The organism is Leifsonia xyli subsp. cynodontis DSM 46306 (genome assembly GCF_000470775.1).
Lineage (GTDB): Bacteria > Actinomycetota > Actinomycetes > Actinomycetales > Microbacteriaceae > Leifsonia > Leifsonia cynodontis.
This window is the reverse complement of the sequence record NC_022438.1, coordinates 1,695,316-1,711,390: the sequence shown is the minus strand read 5'-3', so window position 1 is coordinate 1,711,390 and position 16,075 is coordinate 1,695,316. Positions and strand designations below refer to the sequence as shown.

At 70.1% G+C, this 16,075-nt stretch carries 16 protein-coding genes; 5 read left to right on the top strand and 11 right to left on the bottom strand.

Annotation, left to right across the window (positions count from 1 at the left end; translation table 11 throughout):
- Window positions 1–405: 405 nt before the first annotated feature.
- Genes O159_RS08200 through O159_RS08180 form a run of 5 tightly spaced genes read left to right on the top strand, consistent with a single transcriptional unit; the run spans window position 406 to window position 4,771 of the window.
- Window positions 406–1,632 carry an ROK family transcriptional regulator gene (locus tag O159_RS08200; RefSeq protein WP_169725674.1) on the top strand — a complete coding sequence of 409 codons (1,227 nt, stop codon included), beginning with the start codon at window positions 406–408 and terminating at the stop codon, window positions 1,630–1,632.
- Window positions 1,629–1,883 (top strand): Gfo/Idh/MocA family oxidoreductase, encoded by a 255-nt coding sequence (locus O159_RS08195; protein ID WP_144267608.1) that lies wholly within the window; start codon window positions 1,629–1,631, stop codon window positions 1,881–1,883. Before O159_RS08200 ends, O159_RS08195 begins: the two co-directional genes overlap by 4 nt.
- The gene (locus O159_RS08190; protein WP_021755318.1) at window positions 1,876–2,703 is read left to right on the top strand and encodes a carbohydrate ABC transporter permease; all 828 of its coding nucleotides are present in this window, start codon (window positions 1,876–1,878) and stop codon (window positions 2,701–2,703) included. Before O159_RS08195 ends, O159_RS08190 begins: the two co-directional genes overlap by 8 nt.
- Window positions 2,704–2,726: 23 nt before the next feature.
- The gene (locus tag O159_RS08185) at window positions 2,727–3,734 is read left to right on the top strand and encodes a Gfo/Idh/MocA family protein (protein WP_021755317.1); all 1,008 of its coding nucleotides are present in this window, start codon (window positions 2,727–2,729) and stop codon (window positions 3,732–3,734) included.
- Between the two features lie 17 nt (window positions 3,735–3,751).
- Window positions 3,752–4,771 (top strand): Gfo/Idh/MocA family protein, encoded by a 1,020-nt coding sequence (locus O159_RS08180; protein ID WP_043994164.1) that lies wholly within the window; start codon window positions 3,752–3,754, stop codon window positions 4,769–4,771.
- Window positions 4,772–4,825: 54 nt separating this feature from the next.
- Here the strand turns inward: O159_RS08180 and O159_RS08175 are convergent, their stop codons facing one another.
- From O159_RS08175 to O159_RS08130, 11 genes are all read right to left on the bottom strand, one after another.
- On the bottom strand, window positions 4,826–5,854 hold the full coding sequence (locus tag O159_RS08175; RefSeq protein WP_043993649.1) for a glycoside hydrolase family 130 protein: 1,029 nt from the start codon (window positions 5,852–5,854) through the stop codon (window positions 4,826–4,828).
- Window positions 5,855–6,270: 416 nt separating this feature from the next.
- On the bottom strand, window positions 6,271–6,540 hold the full coding sequence (locus O159_RS15745) for a glycoside hydrolase family protein (protein WP_021755314.1): 270 nt from the start codon (window positions 6,538–6,540) through the stop codon (window positions 6,271–6,273).
- Window positions 6,537–6,899, bottom strand: coding sequence for a hypothetical protein (locus tag O159_RS15740; RefSeq protein ID WP_021755313.1), 363 nt, complete (start codon window positions 6,897–6,899; stop codon window positions 6,537–6,539). The genes O159_RS15745 and O159_RS15740 overlap by 4 nt, the downstream gene beginning before the upstream one ends.
- Before the next feature lie 27 nt (window positions 6,900–6,926).
- On the bottom strand, window positions 6,927–7,811 hold the full coding sequence (locus tag O159_RS08165; protein ID WP_021755312.1) for a carbohydrate ABC transporter permease: 885 nt from the start codon (window positions 7,809–7,811) through the stop codon (window positions 6,927–6,929).
- Complete coding sequence (locus O159_RS08160) at window positions 7,811–8,767, bottom strand: carbohydrate ABC transporter permease (RefSeq protein WP_021755311.1); 957 nt, start codon at window positions 8,765–8,767, stop codon at window positions 7,811–7,813. Before O159_RS08160 ends, O159_RS08165 begins: the two co-directional genes overlap by 1 nt.
- Window positions 8,767–9,759 carry an extracellular solute-binding protein gene (locus O159_RS08155; protein WP_330216845.1) on the bottom strand — a complete coding sequence of 331 codons (993 nt, stop codon included), beginning with the start codon at window positions 9,757–9,759 and terminating at the stop codon, window positions 8,767–8,769. Before O159_RS08155 ends, O159_RS08160 begins: the two co-directional genes overlap by 1 nt.
- A gap of 334 nt (window positions 9,760–10,093) precedes the next feature.
- Window positions 10,094–11,116 carry a LacI family DNA-binding transcriptional regulator gene (locus tag O159_RS08150; RefSeq protein WP_021755309.1) on the bottom strand — a complete coding sequence of 341 codons (1,023 nt, stop codon included), beginning with the start codon at window positions 11,114–11,116 and terminating at the stop codon, window positions 10,094–10,096.
- Window positions 11,113–13,128 carry a hypothetical protein gene (locus O159_RS08145; RefSeq protein WP_021755308.1) on the bottom strand — a complete coding sequence of 672 codons (2,016 nt, stop codon included), beginning with the start codon at window positions 13,126–13,128 and terminating at the stop codon, window positions 11,113–11,115. The genes O159_RS08150 and O159_RS08145 overlap by 4 nt, the downstream gene beginning before the upstream one ends.
- Before the next feature lie 367 nt (window positions 13,129–13,495).
- Window positions 13,496–13,999, bottom strand: a complete 504-nt coding sequence (locus tag O159_RS08140) for a DUF2017 family protein (protein ID WP_021755307.1) — start codon at window positions 13,997–13,999, stop codon at window positions 13,496–13,498.
- Window positions 13,996–14,289: an ATP-dependent Clp protease adapter ClpS gene (gene clpS, locus O159_RS08135; protein ID WP_021755306.1), complete on the bottom strand. Its 294-nt coding sequence runs from the start codon at window positions 14,287–14,289 to the stop codon at window positions 13,996–13,998. The genes O159_RS08140 and clpS overlap by 4 nt, the downstream gene beginning before the upstream one ends.
- On the bottom strand, window positions 14,289–16,064 hold the full coding sequence (locus tag O159_RS08130) for a glycoside hydrolase family 15 protein (protein ID WP_021755305.1): 1,776 nt from the start codon (window positions 16,062–16,064) through the stop codon (window positions 14,289–14,291). The genes clpS and O159_RS08130 overlap by 1 nt, the downstream gene beginning before the upstream one ends.
- Between the last annotated feature and the right edge of the window lie 11 nt (window positions 16,065–16,075).

The window sequence follows — 16,075 nt, the reverse complement described above, 5'->3', positions numbered from 1 at the left end:
CCACGGCGCCGAGTACGCCGAGGGTGAGCAAGTAGCCGAACAGGAGCGGACTGCGCTTGATGAGTGGCGCGTCGTCGCGGGAGACCGCATCGGCGGGCGCGGGGGTGCTCGGCGCCGGGCGGGCCGGGGGCCGGATGAATCGCATGGAGCGCACCTTTCTCGTCGGTCCGCCTTGGCGCACCTCTTGCGCCGAGCGTAGGGCGGGGACAAGGGCGACACGCGCCGCGACGGCCGGGCCGGACTCTCTCTCGTCTACTACGCAAGTGGTCTTGCTTGTAATGCACACATACTTGACCGTTGTCTTCCTTCCGTGCTCTACTGTGCCCAGCCCATTAGAGAAGTCTTTTTCTTTGTAAAGGACAGAATGAGGTCCCGATGGTGTCCGGTGCGAGCGAGGCGCGACAGATGAACGCCAGTGTGGCGCGCGTCGCGGTCGCCCTGCGGGACGGAGGGCGGGCCACGGTCGCCCGGCTGGCCGAGCGCACCGGGCTCTCCCGCCCCACGGTGGAGACGGTGCTGCCGTTCCTCCGGGAGGAGGGGCTGATCGGGATGGTCGATGAGCACACCCCGGGCGGACGCGGTGCGGGCCGGCCGGCCCGGATCTTCGAGTTCGTGGCCGACGCGGGCTATCTGGTCGGTGTCGATGTCGGAATCCACCGCGTCCGCGTCGTCGTGGCGGAGCTCGACGGCCGGGTGGTCGGCTGGCACGAGCGCGACGTGGACGGCACGTTCGGGGGAGCGGACCGGCTCGCCGGGGTGAAAGACGCCGTGCGGGACTGCTTCGCCGCCGCGGGACTCGACCTCCGACGACTGCAGCAGCGCTCCGGGATGGCGGTGGCGGTCTCCGGGATGGTCGGTACGGACGGCCGGCTCGTCGTCTCCCGGAACTTTCCCGATTGGGAGGGCGTGGACATCGCCGGGCACCTGCGCGACGAGTTCGGCTGCTCTGTCGCTATCGAGAACGACATGCGGCTCGCGGCCCTGGCCGAGCACCGGATGGGCGCGGCGCGGCTCGTGGACGATGTCGCCTATTTCTTCGCCGGGCACCGGATTTCGATGGGGCTCATCATCGACGGCAAGCTGCGCCGCGGCCGGCACAGCGCGGCGGGCGAGATCGGCGAGATCGTCTTCTCGATGCAGGTGGACGAGTCCGGCCAGCTCCGCTGGGAGACGGCGGCGACAGCCGAAGAGGTCTTCCGGCTCGCGGCCGGCGGGGACCAGCGGGCGCGGGAGGAGATCGAGCGCTTCGTCGGCGGCCTCGCCGCCGGTGTCGCGACGGTCACGATGGCGGTCGATCCGGATGTGGTCGTGGTCGGCGGCGGTCTGTCGCGCGCCGGTGAGACGCTGCTCGGGCCGTTGAGAGCGGCGGTGATGCGGGAGATCAGCCTGCCCATCCGTCCGTCGATCGTCCAATCGGAGCTGGGCGCCGAGTCGGTCGTGCTGGGGGCCCTTGTGCTGGCGGCCGCCGAGACGATGCAACGGCTCTTCCCGACCCGCGGGCTGCCGGAGCCGGAGATCGATGTGGCGGGCTCGCCCCTGCTCGCGACCCGGCTGAGCCGCCCGGTCGCGGGAGAGGCGCACGACGGTTCCGGAACGGGCCGCCACAGCACGCACGAAGGGATGGCGTCATGACACGGAGACGACCACTGCGCCTTGCGGTGATCGGCGCGGGAGCCCGGTCGGGGATCGCGCTGCACGCGGTCGAATTGGGAGACGGCGCGATCGTCGCCGTCGCCGACCCGAGCGAGACCGCCCGCGAGCGGGCCGCGGAGCGGTTCGGCTCGCCGCTGATCGTCTCCGGCCATCGCGAGCTCATCGCCGCGGTCGCCGCGTTCACGATCCTTCAGTTCCGGATGCAGAAGAGGTGGGTGAACTATGTATAGAATCTCGCGCCTGGTCAACCGGGTGACGCACCTCGTGCTGATCGTCGCCTCGCTGCTGATGGTCTTCCCGTTCGTGTGGCAGATCGTCATGTCGCTGGCGACCAACGCCCAGGTGACGAGCGTGCCGCCGACCTTCTGGCCGGGCACGCTGCACGTGGAGAACTTCGCGAAGGTGTTCGGCCAGCTCCCTTTCCTCGACCAGCTGTGGGTCTCCACCGCAGTGACGGTGATCCGCACGGTCGGGCAGCTCCTCCTGTGCTCAATGGCGGGCTACGCCTTCGCGCGGATGGACTTCCCCCTCAAACGGACCATCTTCGCGCTGGTGCTAGCCATCCTGATGGTGCCGCCGCAGGTCTACCTGCTGCCCCAGTACCAGATCGTGCAGGGCCTCGGCTGGCTGAACACCATCGCCGGCATCGCAGCTCCCGGCATCTTCAGCGCGTTCGGCACTTTCCTGATGCGGCAGTTCTTCCTGGGCCTGCCGGACGAGCTGTCCGAGGCGGCGCGGCTGGACGGGGCGAACCACTTCCAGGTGTTCTGGAAAGTCATGCTCCCGCTCGCGAAGCCGGGCCTCTCCGCTCTCGCGATCATCACGGTGCTCGCCTCGTGGAACGACCTGCTGTGGCCGCTCATCGTCGCCACCGACTCCACGCAGATGCCGCTCGCGCCCGGGATCGCCACCCTGACCAGCCAGCGCTCCATCCCCGACTACCCGCTGCTCCTCGCGGCGAGTCTGCTCGCGATGGCTCCCGTGCTCCTCCTCTTCCTCTTCATGCAGCGGCGTGTCATCGACGGCATCGCGTTCTCCGGCATGAAGTGACAACCTACGAAAGGCTTTTTGACGTGAACCCCCTTCGAGTCGGCCTCCTCGGGGCCGGCGGCATCTCGCGCGTACACGCCAATGGCTGGCGCGCGCTCGGAGCCAGCGTGACAGTCCACTCTCTCGACGGCGCGGAGGCGCTCGCCGAAGCGTACGGTTTCGCCGTGGCCGAGAGCAGGGACGCGCTGCTCGCCGCCTGCGACATCGTCGATATCGTCACTCCGACCAGCAGCCATGGACCGCTGGCCCTCGCGGCGATCGCCGCGGGCAAGCACGTCATCTGCGAGAAGCCGCTCGCCGGGACGGCCGCGGAGGCGCTCATGGTTGTGGCGGCGGCCCGGGAGGCCGGCGTCCGGCTCTTCCCGGCGCACGTCGTGCGGTACTTCCCGGAGTACGCGGAACTGCACCGGCAAGTGCGAGCCGGGCGGATCGGGGAGCCGGCCGTCCTGCGCTTCGTCCGCAGCGGCGAGGCGCCCCGGGCCGGATCGTGGTTCCACGACGAGGCCGCGGGCGGCGGGATCGTGCTCGACCAGATGATCCACGACTTCGACCAGGCGCTGTGGCTCGCGGGCGATATCACGCGCGTCTACGCGGTGCGGAGCGCGGCGAGCCGGGATGGGACGGAACCGCACGCGGTCACGGCCCAGGTGGTGCTGACACACGCGAACGGCGCGATCAGCCATGTGCAGGGCACCTGGGGGGCGAGCGGGCAGGCGTTCCGCACGAGTGCGGATGTGGCCGGTTCGACCGGGACGCTCGCGATCGACTCGCAGGCCGACGCGCCCAGCCGGGTCGACATCCCCTACGCCCGCGATGCGGACGGCTACCTGCCGCCGCCGGCGCACGCAGAGAGCCCGTACACCGCCCAACTGCGCGGCTACCTCGCCGCGATCGCCTCCGGCGGCCAAGCGCGGGTGACGCCCGAGGACGGAGTGCGGGCGCTGGCGATCGCGGAAGCGGCGATGCAGTCGCTGCGGACGGGCGCTCCCGTGGACGCGGCGGAGTTCGCGGTCGCGGAGGCGGTGCGCTGATGGACGAGGGAGAGAGCATGATCGGGAAACGGTCCCTGAAAGTCGCGGTGCTGTCGTTCGCGCACACGCACGCGATCGGCTATTGCCGCATCCTGAGCGCTCGGCCCGACATCGAGCTCATCGCGGCGGACCCCGACGGCGCTTCCGCGCCGGACGCGGCCCCGCGCGGGGCCGAGCTGGCCGGGGCGCTCGGGGTCCCTTATGTCGAGACCTACGAGGAAGCGCTCGCTTGGGCCCCGGACGCCGTGATCGTGACCGCGGAGAACGCACGGCACCGCGAGCTCGTGGAGCTCGCCGCCGCCACCGGCGCGCACATCCTGTGCGAGAAGCCGCTCGCGACGACGGTGGACGACGCGCGCGCCATGGTCGCGGCGGCGGCCGCGGCGGAGGTGACGCTCATGACCGCGTACCCGTTTCGGTTCGCGCCGGCGTTCACCGATCTGCTGGCCCGGGTGCGTTCGGGGCAGCTGGGGAGCGTCCAGGCGGTCACAGGGACCAACAACGGGAAGCTGCCGGCCGACCGGGCGTGGTTCACCGACCCGGCGCTGGCCGGAGGCGGCGCGCTGATCGACCATGTCGTACACTGCGTCGACCTTCTGGACGAACTGCTCGGCGCGCTGCCGGAGAGTGTGCATGCGGTCTCGAACCGCATCCTGCACCCCGAGGCCGCGGTCGAGACCGGCGGACTGGTGACGGCCACCTATCCGGGCGGTGTGATCGCATCGGTGGACTGCTCGTGGAGCGTCCCTGACTCGGCCGCGGTCTGGGGCGGCCTGACGCTGCAAGTGACCGGGACGCGCGGCTCTGTGACCATCGCCCCGTTCGCGCAGCATGTCGGCGGGCAGACGGAGGCCGGGGCGGTGTGGGAGCCCACCGGCGACGACCTGGACGCGGCGATGCTCGCGGAGTTCCTGGACGCTGTGCGCAGTGGACGCGCCGCCCGGCCGGACGGCGCGGTCGGTGTGCGCACCCTCCAGGTGGCGGCGGCCGCCCGGCTCTCGGCGGCGACCGGCGAGGTCATCGCGGTGACCGGCTGAGACGCCGCGCTCTCTCGCACCGTCTCCGCGGACGGTGCGGCTTCACCGTCTGTGTCATGTCGGCGACCCGGCGACGCGGGACAGCAGGGCGACGCCGATCTTGTAGTCGGCCATTCCGTAGAACACCCAGTCCCGGCCGTCCACACGCTCGATCGCGGTGGGGAAAACCACGTTCGGGACGATACCGCTGCGTTCGTCCTCGGTCTCGGCCGCCAGCAGCGGTTCGGTCGTCCGGTCGACGACCCGCCAGGGTTCGTCGGCGTCGAGGATCATCGCCCCGGCTGCGTAGTTGACGTTCTGCTGCTGGGCGACACCGGTCTCGAGCCGTCCGGTCACGCCGTGGTGGAGCAGCAGCCAGCCCTCCGGCACGCGGATCGGGGCCGGTCCCGCGCCGATCTTCAGATCCTCGAACGGAAACTCCGGGCCGGTCAGGAAGCGGTTCTGCCGCCACCGGGTGAGCTCGCGCCGGTCGGCGAGCACCGCTTCCAGCGGGATGAACGCGATCCAGATGCTCGGCCGCTTCTCGGGCAGGGCTGCGGGCGGATGCGCGCCCTCGCCCGCTCGGATATCGCCGAGGTCCCACACCGGCCGATGCAGAACGGCGACGCTCGGCGTGCCGTCCGGCGCGGCGACCGGTTCGGGGAAGAACACGGCGTCTTTGTTGGTGAACAGGTTCAGGTCGGCCCCGAGCGCATCGTCGTAGTCATACGACACCGGGCCGAGCCGTTCCCAGGTGCGCAGATCCGTCGAGACGGCGACCGCCGTGCGCGGTCCGAGCGGACCGTACGTGACATACGTCATCACATGGAGCCCGAGCGCCGGGAGAGCGGTCACCCGCGGGTCTTCGACGCCCGCGTTGCTGCGGCCCCGCTCGAACTCGCGATCGGGTTCGAGGACGACGCCGTCGCGGGTGACCCCGGTCGGAACGCCGTCTTCGACGCTCACACGGGCGGGCCCCACCCGCGAGACATTGCCGGCCGCCACCAGCCGGGGGAGCAGATACAGCTCGCCGTCCGGTCCGCGTCCGGAGGCGGGGTTCAGCACCCCTTCGGCCTCGAGCGGGTCGCCGGGCGCGGGCGTCATCACAACGCCAGCGCGGGTCAGACGGTAGGGGAACGTCACGGGCGACCTCCTTGTAGAAGTAGAGTTCGCGCTCGCCCGCCGGGGCGTCCCAGCCCTGGGCGAACGACCAGCGACCGCCGAGCGTCTGCAGCCCGCCCCAGGCGAGCGAGCCGCCGCGGTGGATGTCGAGCTGCGTGAACGGTGCGGCCACCGAATAGCGCGCCTGGGCCGCCGCGAAGTCGCCGTCTTTGTCAGCGCAGAAGAAATCGAGCAGGAGCTCCTCGCCGGCCACGGCCGCGCACGCTACCTCGAACAGCGAGCCGGACAGAGCGGAGAGATCGAGGTAGGGCTGTTCGGAGAACTGCCAGCTGAGGAGGTCGGAGGAGCGACCGACCATCGGCCGGCCGCCGCAGCCCTCGGAGGGGAACATCAGGTAGTCACCACCGATGCGGACGGCGCGGCCGGCGGCGTCCCGGGGCACCACAGCGCCCTTCGCCCACAGCTGCGACACGCCTGTGGGGCACGACAAGCCCGCGCTTCTCCCAGGTCTCGAGGTCGTCGGAGACGCCGCACATGATGTCGCATGCGATCGCCCCGGTCTCGGTGCGCCAGATCGCGTTGTAGAAGAGCACGTAGCGTCCGTCGGCCTCGTAGACTTTCGGGTCCTCGCGGCCGAGCGTCTCGTTCGCGAATGTGGGGAAGATCACCGGATTGGCGCTGTCGTCCCGCCACCGGCCGTCACGGTGGACGGCGTGACCGATCCGGGACGCGGTGGACTCCTTGCGCGGGGACGCCCGTAGAACAGGTGCAGCTCGTCGCCGCGTTCGATGACGGTGGGGTTGAAGATCGCCTCGCTCGTCCAGCCGGCGCCGGTGGGGTCCTCCCACTGGCCGTCGAGGCGGAAAGTGAGCGACTCGTCCCGCTCGAACGGGCCGATGACCCAGTCCGGACGGCTCTCGTAGCTCGCCGAGAACTGGTCGGTCGAGATGCGGTCGGTGAGGGCGTTGCTGTGGTCGAGCGCGGCGAGATAGCTCTCGCGCAGCGCGTGCGGGACGACGGGGTCCACGGGTGTCTCCTTGGGTGTGGGCGTGGCTCAGCCCTTGACGGACGAGCCGATATCGGTCGAGGTGAAGTAGCGCTGGAAAACGATGAACAGCACGACGACAGGCGCCGCGAGGACGACCGCGCCGGCCAGGATGGCGCCGTACGGGTTGCTGGTGGAAGCGGCCACCGTGCTGATGTAGTTCGCGAGCGACACGGCCAGCGGTTGCATGCTCGCTTCTTTGGTGATCAGGAACGGCCACAGGAACTCGTTCCACGGGCCGATGAACGTCAGCAGCACGACGGTGACGAGCGCAGGCCGGACGAGCGGCAGCGCGACCCGCCAGAGCAGGGTGAACTTGCCCGCGCCATCCACCCGTGCCGCGTCGAACAGCTCGCGGGGCAGTTGGAGGAAGTACTGCCGGAAGATGAGCACCGCCGCCGAGTTGATCGCGAACGGCAGGATCATGCCCAGGTAGTTGTCGGCGAGCCCGTAGTTGCGCGCGATGAGCACGTAGAGCGGGATCATCAGCAGCTGGAACGGGATCGTCTGCACCAGCAGCGCGAGCGCGAACATGACGCCGCGACCGCGCCAGCGCAGGATGGACAGGGCGTAGCCGGCCAGGACGCCGAACACGACCGTGCAGAGCAGCACGCCTCCGGTGAAGATGCCCGAGTTGGCGAGCCCCGACCAGAGGTTGATCCGGGAGTCGATCGCCGCGTAGTTCTGCAGCGTGAGATTCGACGGGTCGGGGAAGGCGCCCGCGACCGTCGTGTCCGGCGACGCCTGCAGTGAGCCGACCAGCATGTAGTAGAAGGGGAACAGGAAAGCGATGGCGCCGAGCGTCAGCACGATCCCCTGCAGCACGGCCTGACCGCGGGTGAGCCCGCGTGCGGCGGAGAGGTCTCTGCGCCGTCGGGATGTCGTGGTCGCCATCAGTCTCGTCCTCCTGCGAAACGGTTCTGCAGCCAGCCGATGACGAGCACCAGGACCACGAGCACGACGCCGATCGCCGCCGCGTATCCCGGATGCCCCTGCTGGATGCCCTGCTGGTAGATGAGCAGCACCGGCGTGGTCGATTTGCCGTCCGGTCCGCCGCCGCCCGTCAGCAGATACGGCTCGGTGAACAGATTCGCGCCGGTGATGGTCGACAGCAGCACGAGCACGGTCGCCGGCCGGACGCCCGGCACCGTGACCGAGAAGAACTGCCGCACCCTGCCGCCGCCGTCGGTCGCGGCCGACTCGTACAGCTCCCGCGGCACGTTCTGCAGCGCCGCCAGGTAGAGCAGGATGTAGAGGCCCAGTTGCTTCCACGTCACGTAGATCGCGATGGTCGGCATGGCGAGCACCGGGTTGACGAACCAGGACGGGTCCGGTGCGAGCGGCCCGAGGATCTGGTTGACCAGCCCGCCGCCGCTGAACAGGAACAGCCACACACCGATGATGGCGACGCTCGCAGTGACATAGGGCACGTAGTAGCTGACGCGCAGGAACGTCCGGAACCGCGTGATGCTGTTCAGCCCGCTCGCCAGGACGAGAGAGAGCAGCACCGTCAGCGGCACGTTGATGATCAGGAAGACCCCGACGTTGAGGAACGATTGCAGGACCGCCGAGTCGGTGAAGACCTGCACGTAGTTGCCGACGCCGATGAACGGCTGGGTGACGTTCGCGCCGGGAGCCGCGAAGAAATAGTCGAAGAAAGAGATGTAGATCGCGTACCCGAGAGGGTAGGCGGAGATGACGAGCACGAACGCGAGGTAGGGCGCGCCGAACAGCCACCCGAGCGGGTTGCGGCCGAGGACGCGCTGCACCAGAGGGCGCCGGCGCCGTCCCGGCGGCCGCCCGGCCGCGGGCTCTGCGCCCGCGGCCGGAGGAGCGGTGACCGCGCTCATTACTTCTGCGCCTGCAGTTTGTCGATCGTTCCGGACGCGGTCTGGAAGGCATCTTCGACGGAGCCGTTGCCGTTGATCACGGCTTTGCTGTACGCGTCGCGCAGCGCCTGGAGCTGCGCGATCGTGTTGACGCCGGTCGGGTCTTCGGTCGTGCGGGCGCTCTGGTCGCCGAACTCCTTATAGGCCGGGTGCGAGCTGAAGTAGTCCGCGTAGTCGGTGGAGAGGTCCGTGCGGATGGGCATCTGGCCGGTCATGTCCAAAAGCTTGCCGTCCTGCTCCTTGCTGGTGGCGAACTTCAGCACATCCCAGGCTGTCGCCTGGTTTTTGCAGGAGCTGTACATCCCGATGTTCTTGGCGTCCGGGAAGGTGTAGACCTGGTCGGCCGGCTTGCCGTCCTTGGTCGGGACCGGCACCGAGCCCCACTGGACCTTGTCGCCGTAGTAGGCGATGGCCCACGGGCCGACGATCGCCATCGCGGCCTTGCCGTCGGCGAAGGCGTCGCCCTGGTACTGCTCCTTGCCGGCGAGACCGTCGCTGTAGAGGGTCTTCCAGAAGTTCGCCACATCCAGCGAATCCTGGCTGGTGAGCGTCGACTTGCCGTTCTCGATGAACGTCTTGCCGCCGGTCTGGGCGGCCAGCAGCGGCAGGTAGTCGAAGTTCGGCTGGAAGAACTCGCTCGTGGGCGCGGGATGGATGGCGTAGGGGGCGGCGCCGGAGGACACGATCTTCTGCGCGGCTGTGAGGAATGTCTCGTAGGTCGACAGGTCCGGGTTGTCCGCGTCGAGGCCGGCCTTGGCGAAGAGGTCCTTGTTGTAGAAGATCATCACCGGGTTCTGCTTCCACGGCAGCTGGTAGAAGCCTGCGTCGGCGGACTTGTAATTGGTCGGCCGCCTTGCCGCTGCGCTCCTGGATGTACTGGGCGCCGTCCGGGAACGCCGACAGGTCGACCAGGCCGCCCTGTTTCTGCCACTGGCCGGTCGCCGCCGGGAGATTGTTGAACACCAGGCATGGCGTCGTGCCCGCGGTGATCGCGGCGCCGATGACCTCTTCGGTGCTCTTTCCCGCCGGCACCTCCTGCGCTTTGATCTGCTCGTCGGGGTGCGCGGAGTTCCAGGAGGCGACCATCGCCTTGCCCCACTGCACCTCCTGCTCGTTGTTCGAGTACCAGATGGTGATCGGCCCTCTGGCTGTCATGGCGCCCCGGAGGCTGTGCCGCCGGTGGAGCCGCAAGCGGCGAGGGTTCCGGCCACAAGGCCGGCGGAGAGGATCGCGATGGCGACTCTGCGGTTTCGCATAGTGTTTCTCTTTTCGTGGGGGATAGCGGGGTCAGCGTTCGCCCGGCGCTGCGGTGGAGGCACGCACCACCAGCCGGGCCGGGGGCAGGGCGACATCGCCCGGCTCGCCGTGCTCCACCAGCCGCAGCAGTGCGGTGGCGGCGGCGAGTCCGAAGCCGGCCGGATCGTTGTCGAGCGTGGTCAGCGGCGGATAGACGTAGGTTCCGATCAGGGAGCCGTCGAGACCGGTGATCGACAGGTCGCGAGGGAGGCGCAGTCCGCGCTCGTGGGCGACGCCCATCCCGGCGATCGCCATCGGGTCGTTGCCGTAGACAATCGCCGTCGGCGGCTCGGGGGCGTCGAGGAGGGCTTTCGTCGTCGCGGCCCCCTGCTCGGGTGAGAAATCGGTGGTGAGGATGACCGGCTCGAGTCCCGCCGCGCGGACGGCGCGCTCGAAACGCTCGCGGCGGCGGCGGCCGTGCAGCATCCGCTCGTCGCCGGAGACGTGGGCGACGCGGCAATGGCCGAGATCGACCAGGTGGCGGACCAGATCGTCGATGCCGCTGTCGTAGTCGCGCGTGACGACCGGAAACGGGCTGTCCCCGATCGGTTCTCCGAGCGACACCGCGAGCGAGCCGAGCCTATGGATGAGCGGGATACGTTCGTCGTCCGCGAGCAGGTCGGTGAGCAGGAAGCCGTCGACGCGCTTCTCGGCGGCGAGCCGTTCATAGGCGCGCACTTCGGCTGCGCTGTCCGGCACGACCGTCAGGACGAGCACCTGGCCGCGCTCGGCGAGCACGGTCTCGACACCGGCGATGAACGCCGCGAAGAAGGGGTCCACCTCGATCGTGCGGGCCTCGCGCCGGACGATCAGCCCGAGCGCGTAAGCCCGCCGTGTCGAGAGCCCGCGGGCGCTGGGGTTGGGCGACCAGCCGAGCTCTCGCGCCGCCGCGAGGATGCGTTCGCGTGTCTCCGTCGCCACGCCCGGCCGCTCGTTGAGGGTCAGCGACACGAGTCCTTTGCTGACGCCCGCGGCGCGGGCGACATCGTTGATCGTGACGGCGGTCGATGTCATCTCGGCACGACCGTGGCGAACCCGCCCGCGGGCACGGCGATCAGGCCCCGGGCTCCGACCGTTTGCGGAGAGCCCACCGGGCGGCCGGTGCTGTCGTAGCGGGTGACGGTCGACGGCCCGGCCGTGGCGAGCTTCTGCGGCAGGGGCAGCTTTGTGCCGTTCACGTAGACATCGAGGCTGGCAGCGCCGCTGAGACCGAGATGCGACACGGCCGGCTGGATGAGCAGCGCGTCCAGTTTCGCCGCCCCGCCGACCTGGGTGGTGACGGTCGTCGCGCTGGCCGGGACCGGCACAGCGAGTGCCTGCGGCAGGAGGAACACCGGACTGGCCCCGATGCCCTGTTGCGCGCTCGCGCGCACGTTCTGCGTCGTGCCGAGCGGCAGCGGGAGACGGCCGACCTGCGCGGTCCAGAGTGTGCTGCCCGACCCGCCGGGGCCGAGGTCCGCGATCGGGAGGATGCGGGCGGCCGGATGCCCGGGCTGCAGTGTCACGGTCACCGTGTCGCCTGCCTTCGCCGCGACATACTGCCCGCCCGACCAGTTGGCCGAGCCGGTCAGTCTGCCGGACTCCGCTTTGACGACATGGATGCCCTCGGTCGCGGTCGTCTTCGTCAGCGAGACGGCGGCGCTGGCGATCGCGGGATGCGCGTCCAGGGCCAGCATGCTGAGCTGGGTGTGGATGGCCGACTCGGCGCCGCAGTTGCGGTTCACCGCGCCGTCGGCGGCGATCCCGTCGACGCAGACGCCGGTCGCGGGGTCGTAGACGGCCGTGCCCGCGGGGTTCGCCCCGAAGTACCAGGTGGCCTGGGCGCCCGCGAGCGCGGCCAGCCCGCTGGCGCCGGTCGCGTCGCTCGCGGCGACGAGCCCTTGGACTCGCGAGTCCACGCCGTAGGCGATCTGCGTCCGGTCGGCCGGTGTCGGCGTCCATCCGTTGTCGGGGCCGCCGCTCGCGAGCAACTGCGCGGTGAACTGAGCGAGGTCGGTGCTCGCGGCTCTCTGCAGGGAGGCGTTCCCGAGGACGGTGGCGGCCGCGGTCAGCGCCGCGGGCTGCATCGCGCCCCAGGCGTGCCAGAAGGTGGGAGAGTTCGCTTCCGGCAGCAGCGCGCCGAACGGCCACTGCCCGGTCCCGCCGGCGGCGAGTTTCGCGATGCCGTCGGCGTAGCGTGTGAGCGCCGTCCGCACGCGCGCGTCACCCGGCGCCGCTTTCGCGAAGGCGCTGAGCCCGAGCACGGCCTCGGCGGTGGCGCTCGCGCTGCCGACGATGAGCCAGGACGGAACGCTCACGCAGTTCGCCTGTGCCGTCCGGGGGTATTTCGCGAGCGATTGGCGCTCGAGCGCGCCCAGGGACAGCGACATCCGATCGGCGAGGAAGGCGGCGAACGCGGGGTCGGCGTCCCGGAAAGCGGCGTACCCTTCCCCGAGCGCCCACACCGTGCGCGCCAGCCAGAAGGACTCGGCCGAGTCGCTCGGGTCTGGCAGTTCGACCGGGATGGCGGAGGGGTTCAGCGTGCCGTCGGACTGCTGCCAGAGGATCACATTCCCGCCGTCCGGCCCGGAGTCGGTCTGCTGGTAGGTGAGCGAGCGCAACAGCTCGTACGCGGTCCGCGCGCTGGACGCGGCGCCGTTCTGTGTCCAGTCGCGGAGATAGACGACAGCGGCGCGCGCTGTGTCGTCGGCATCGAAGGCACCCTGTTCGTACCAGCCCTTGGCCGGGTCGGTGATGGCTCCGCCGCCGACCCGCCGGAAGCTGCCGTCGTCCTGCCGGTCGGCGTAGACCCAGGGCGCGCGGGCGGTGGGCTCCTGTTCCTGCCGGTAGGTGCTGTGGCTCGTGGCCGGGAGCAGGGGCACGTCGTCGAGGAGGACGTCGAGGTGGGCGAGGTTGGTGAGCTTCGCCGGCGCGGCAGCCGGGACTGCGGCAGCGGGCCCCGCGGCGGCGGGCAGTACGCCGCCGAGGACGGTCCCGAGGAGGAGGGCCGAGCTCGCTGTTGCCGCGAGCAGAATGATCCGCTTCATTGCGTTCCTTCGTCAGTCCGACCGGCGTAATCTAAACCGGTTTAGTAAACCCTAGACGCGAAGCCCAGATCTGTCAACCGGTCTTCCCCACCCCCGGCGCCCCATCCTTCTACATCCACCCCACCCCACCCCGTCTCGTCCCACCCCACCCCGTCGAAAACGGAGGACAAGCGGCCGCCGGGGCCCGTTTCCTCCTCCCTTTCCTGCCTTCGTCCCGCACCCGGCCGCATTCTCCTTGCGTTTCCGACCCACGACGGAAAGGGAGGAGATCCGGGAGGGGAGGGGGCGGATGTCCAGGAAGGGAGGAGATTCGCGAGGATGCCGGCGAGAACTCCTCCCTCAGCTCCCGGCTGCCGGCCCCGGAACGTCAGCGCGTCGAGCGCAGCGCCAGCACCAGCGACTCCTGCACTCCGGCGAGCCAGTCGTAGACGGCCCGCCGGAAGGTGGAGTCCGCGTCGTGGATGTCGCCCTCGTCGCCGTCCTGCACGATCCCGAGCCGTGCCGCGAGCACGAGCCGGATGTCCGTCAGCGTGCGCAGCCAGGCAGCGGCCTGCAGCGCGTCGAGACGGACCTCGATCGCGCCGGACCCGCCGCCCAGCGTCTCCATCACCACTCGCGCAGTGAGCGCCTTCCCTTCCGCGAGCCCACCGGCCGTGAAGCGCCGGAACTCCGCGGACGCCTCCGCATCGCCCGAATAAGCGTCCGGCAGCAGGCGGATGAACGCTGGGTCCTCCCGCGGATCGCCCGCGCCGCTCGCCGCGGACGCTGCGAGCTCAGCCGTCTCCTCGGCGAGCCGGACCAGGATCTCCGCTTCGTCCGGCTCGAACCGGGCGCGCAGCGTTCCGTCCCGCGTCCGGCGGAACGGCCTCACGAGTCAGCCTTCGTCAGGGTCGCCCAGAGCCCGAAGCCGTGCATCGCCTCGACATGCCGCTCCATCTCCTCGCGGGTACCGGTCGCGACGACGGCTTTGCCCTCGGTGTGGACGAGCAGCATCAGCCGTTCCGCCTCCCGCTTCGGATACACGAAGTAGCTTTCGAAGACGTAGGTCACATACGACATCAGGTTGACCGGGTCGTTCCACACGATCGTCACCCACGGCTCGCCGAGCCTCAGCCGGGCCTCGAGCCCGGTGTCCTGCTCCGGTCGGGCGAGCGCGGCCATCAGGCGCTCAGCTCCGCGATCGCGTCCGCCGCCCGCACGAGCGCGAGGTGCGTGAGCGCCTGCGGTGTGTTGCCCGCCTGCGAACGGCGTGTCGTGTCGTACTCCTCGGACAGCATCCCGACATCGTTGGCGAGGCCCAGCAGCCGGTCCATCAGCGCCTTCGCGTCGTCGGCCCGGTGCGAGCGCGCGTACTGCTCGACCAGCCAGAACGAGCACGCGAGGAAGGGGTTCTCTCCTGGCGGCATCCCGTCCACGCCACCTTCGGTCCGGTAGCGCAGCAGCAGCCCCTCGTGCATCAGATCCTGCTCGATCGCGCGGACGGTGCCGAGCATCCGCGGGTCCTCGACGTCGCAGTAGCCGACCTGTGGGAGGACGAGGAGCGAGGCATCCACCTGGTCGCTGCCGAAGTACTGCACGTAGGTGCCACGGTCCTCGTCGAAGCCGTTCGCCTCCAGATCCGCACGGATCTCGTCGCGCAGGCGCTTCCAGCGAGCCACCGGCCCGTTCAGTCCGTACTGCTCCACGCCGCGGACCGCGCAGTCGAACGCCGCCCAGACGAGCGCTCGCGAGTGAGTGAACACCTGCGGCTCCCCGCGGATCTCCCAGATGCCGTGGTCGGGGCTCCGCCAGTGCTCCTCGAGGTAGCGCATCAGCGCGCGCTGCAATGCCCAGGAGAACCGCGTCTCTTCGACCCCGGCCGCGCGGCCGCGATCCAGTGCGATCATCACTTCGCCGATCACATCCGCCTGGAACTGCGTCGAGGCATCGTTCCCGACTCGCACCGGATGCGCGCCCTGATAGCCCGGCAGGCTGTCGATCTCCCGCTCGGCGAGGTCGCGCTCGCCGCCGAGCCCGTACATGATCTGCACGTCGCCCGGGTCGCCGGCGACCGCCCGGAGCAGCCAGTCCCGCCAGAGACCCACGTAGTCGTGGTATCCGTGCGAGAGCAGAACCTCGATCGTCAGCGAGGCGTCCCGCAGCCACACATAGCGATAGTCCCAGTTCCGCTCGCCGCCGAAGCTCTCCGGGAGCGAGGTCGTCGCCGCGGCCACGATGCCGCCGGTGTCCAGATGGGTCAGCGCGCGCAGCAGGATGAGCGAGCGCACGACCTCGTCGCGATAGGGGCCGTCGTGATCGCAGCCGGACGCCCACTCGGTCCACCACGACTGGGTGTGCGCGAGCGCCTCCTCGACGTCCGGCGCGTCCGGCGCCGCGCGGTAGGAGGGGAACCAAGTCATCGACAGATCGACCGTCTGTCCCGCCGCGACCGTGAACCGGCTCTCGTGCGAATGGTCGCTCGGCCGCAGCGCCGAGCCGCGGAACACCAGGCCGTCGGGACCGGCAACCGCGACCAGCGCGTTCGGCTTCGCTGTCTTGTCCTGGCGCACCCACGGCACCGCCGTGGCGTACTCGAACCGGATGCGCAGATCCTCCCGCATCTCCACCGTGCCCCGGATGCTGCGCACCCGTCGCACCACATCCGCCCGGCGGTCGCCCATCGGCATGGCGTCGATGACCTCCACCTCGCCGGTCGCTGTGCGCCAGCGGGTGACCAGTGTCATCGTGTCGCCCGCATAATGCCGCGTGCTCGTCGCCTCCGGATCGGACGGCGCGAGCAGCCACCGGCCGTGGTCCTCCGTGCCGAGCAGCGCCCCGAACGCCGAACCCGAGTCGTAGCGGGGCAGGCACAGCCAGTCGATGCTGCCGTCCCTGCCGACGAGCGCTCCGGTGAAGCAGTCACTGATCAGGGCGTAATCCTCGAGGGGGAGCGACATATCCCCAGTAT

Coding starts and splice junctions, on each gene's coding strand:
- O159_RS08200 (WP_169725674.1), top strand. CDS start 406: ATGAACGCCAGTGTGGCGCGCGTCGCGGTCGCCCTGCGGGACGGAGGG.
- O159_RS08195 (WP_144267608.1), top strand. CDS start 1,629: ATGACACGGAGACGACCACTGCGCCTTGCGGTGATCGGCGCGGGAGCC.
- O159_RS08190 (WP_021755318.1), top strand. CDS start 1,876: ATGTATAGAATCTCGCGCCTGGTCAACCGGGTGACGCACCTCGTGCTG.
- O159_RS08180 (WP_043994164.1), top strand. CDS start 3,752: ATGATCGGGAAACGGTCCCTGAAAGTCGCGGTGCTGTCGTTCGCGCAC.
- O159_RS08175 (WP_043993649.1), bottom strand. CDS start 5,854: ATGACGCCCGCGCCCGGCGACCCGCTCGAGGCCGAAGGGGTGCTGAAC.
- O159_RS08165 (WP_021755312.1), bottom strand. CDS start 7,811: ATGGCGACCACGACATCCCGACGGCGCAGAGACCTCTCCGCCGCACGC.
- O159_RS08160 (WP_021755311.1), bottom strand. CDS start 8,767: ATGAGCGCGGTCACCGCTCCTCCGGCCGCGGGCGCAGAGCCCGCGGCC.
- O159_RS08150 (WP_021755309.1), bottom strand. CDS start 11,116: ATGACATCGACCGCCGTCACGATCAACGATGTCGCCCGCGCCGCGGGC.
- O159_RS08145 (WP_021755308.1), bottom strand. CDS start 13,128: ATGAAGCGGATCATTCTGCTCGCGGCAACAGCGAGCTCGGCCCTCCTC.
- clpS (WP_021755306.1), bottom strand. CDS start 14,289: ATGGCCGCGCTCGCCCGACCGGAGCAGGACACCGGGCTCGAGGCCCGG.
- O159_RS08130 (WP_021755305.1), bottom strand. CDS start 16,064: ATGTCGCTCCCCCTCGAGGATTACGCCCTGATCAGTGACTGCTTCACC.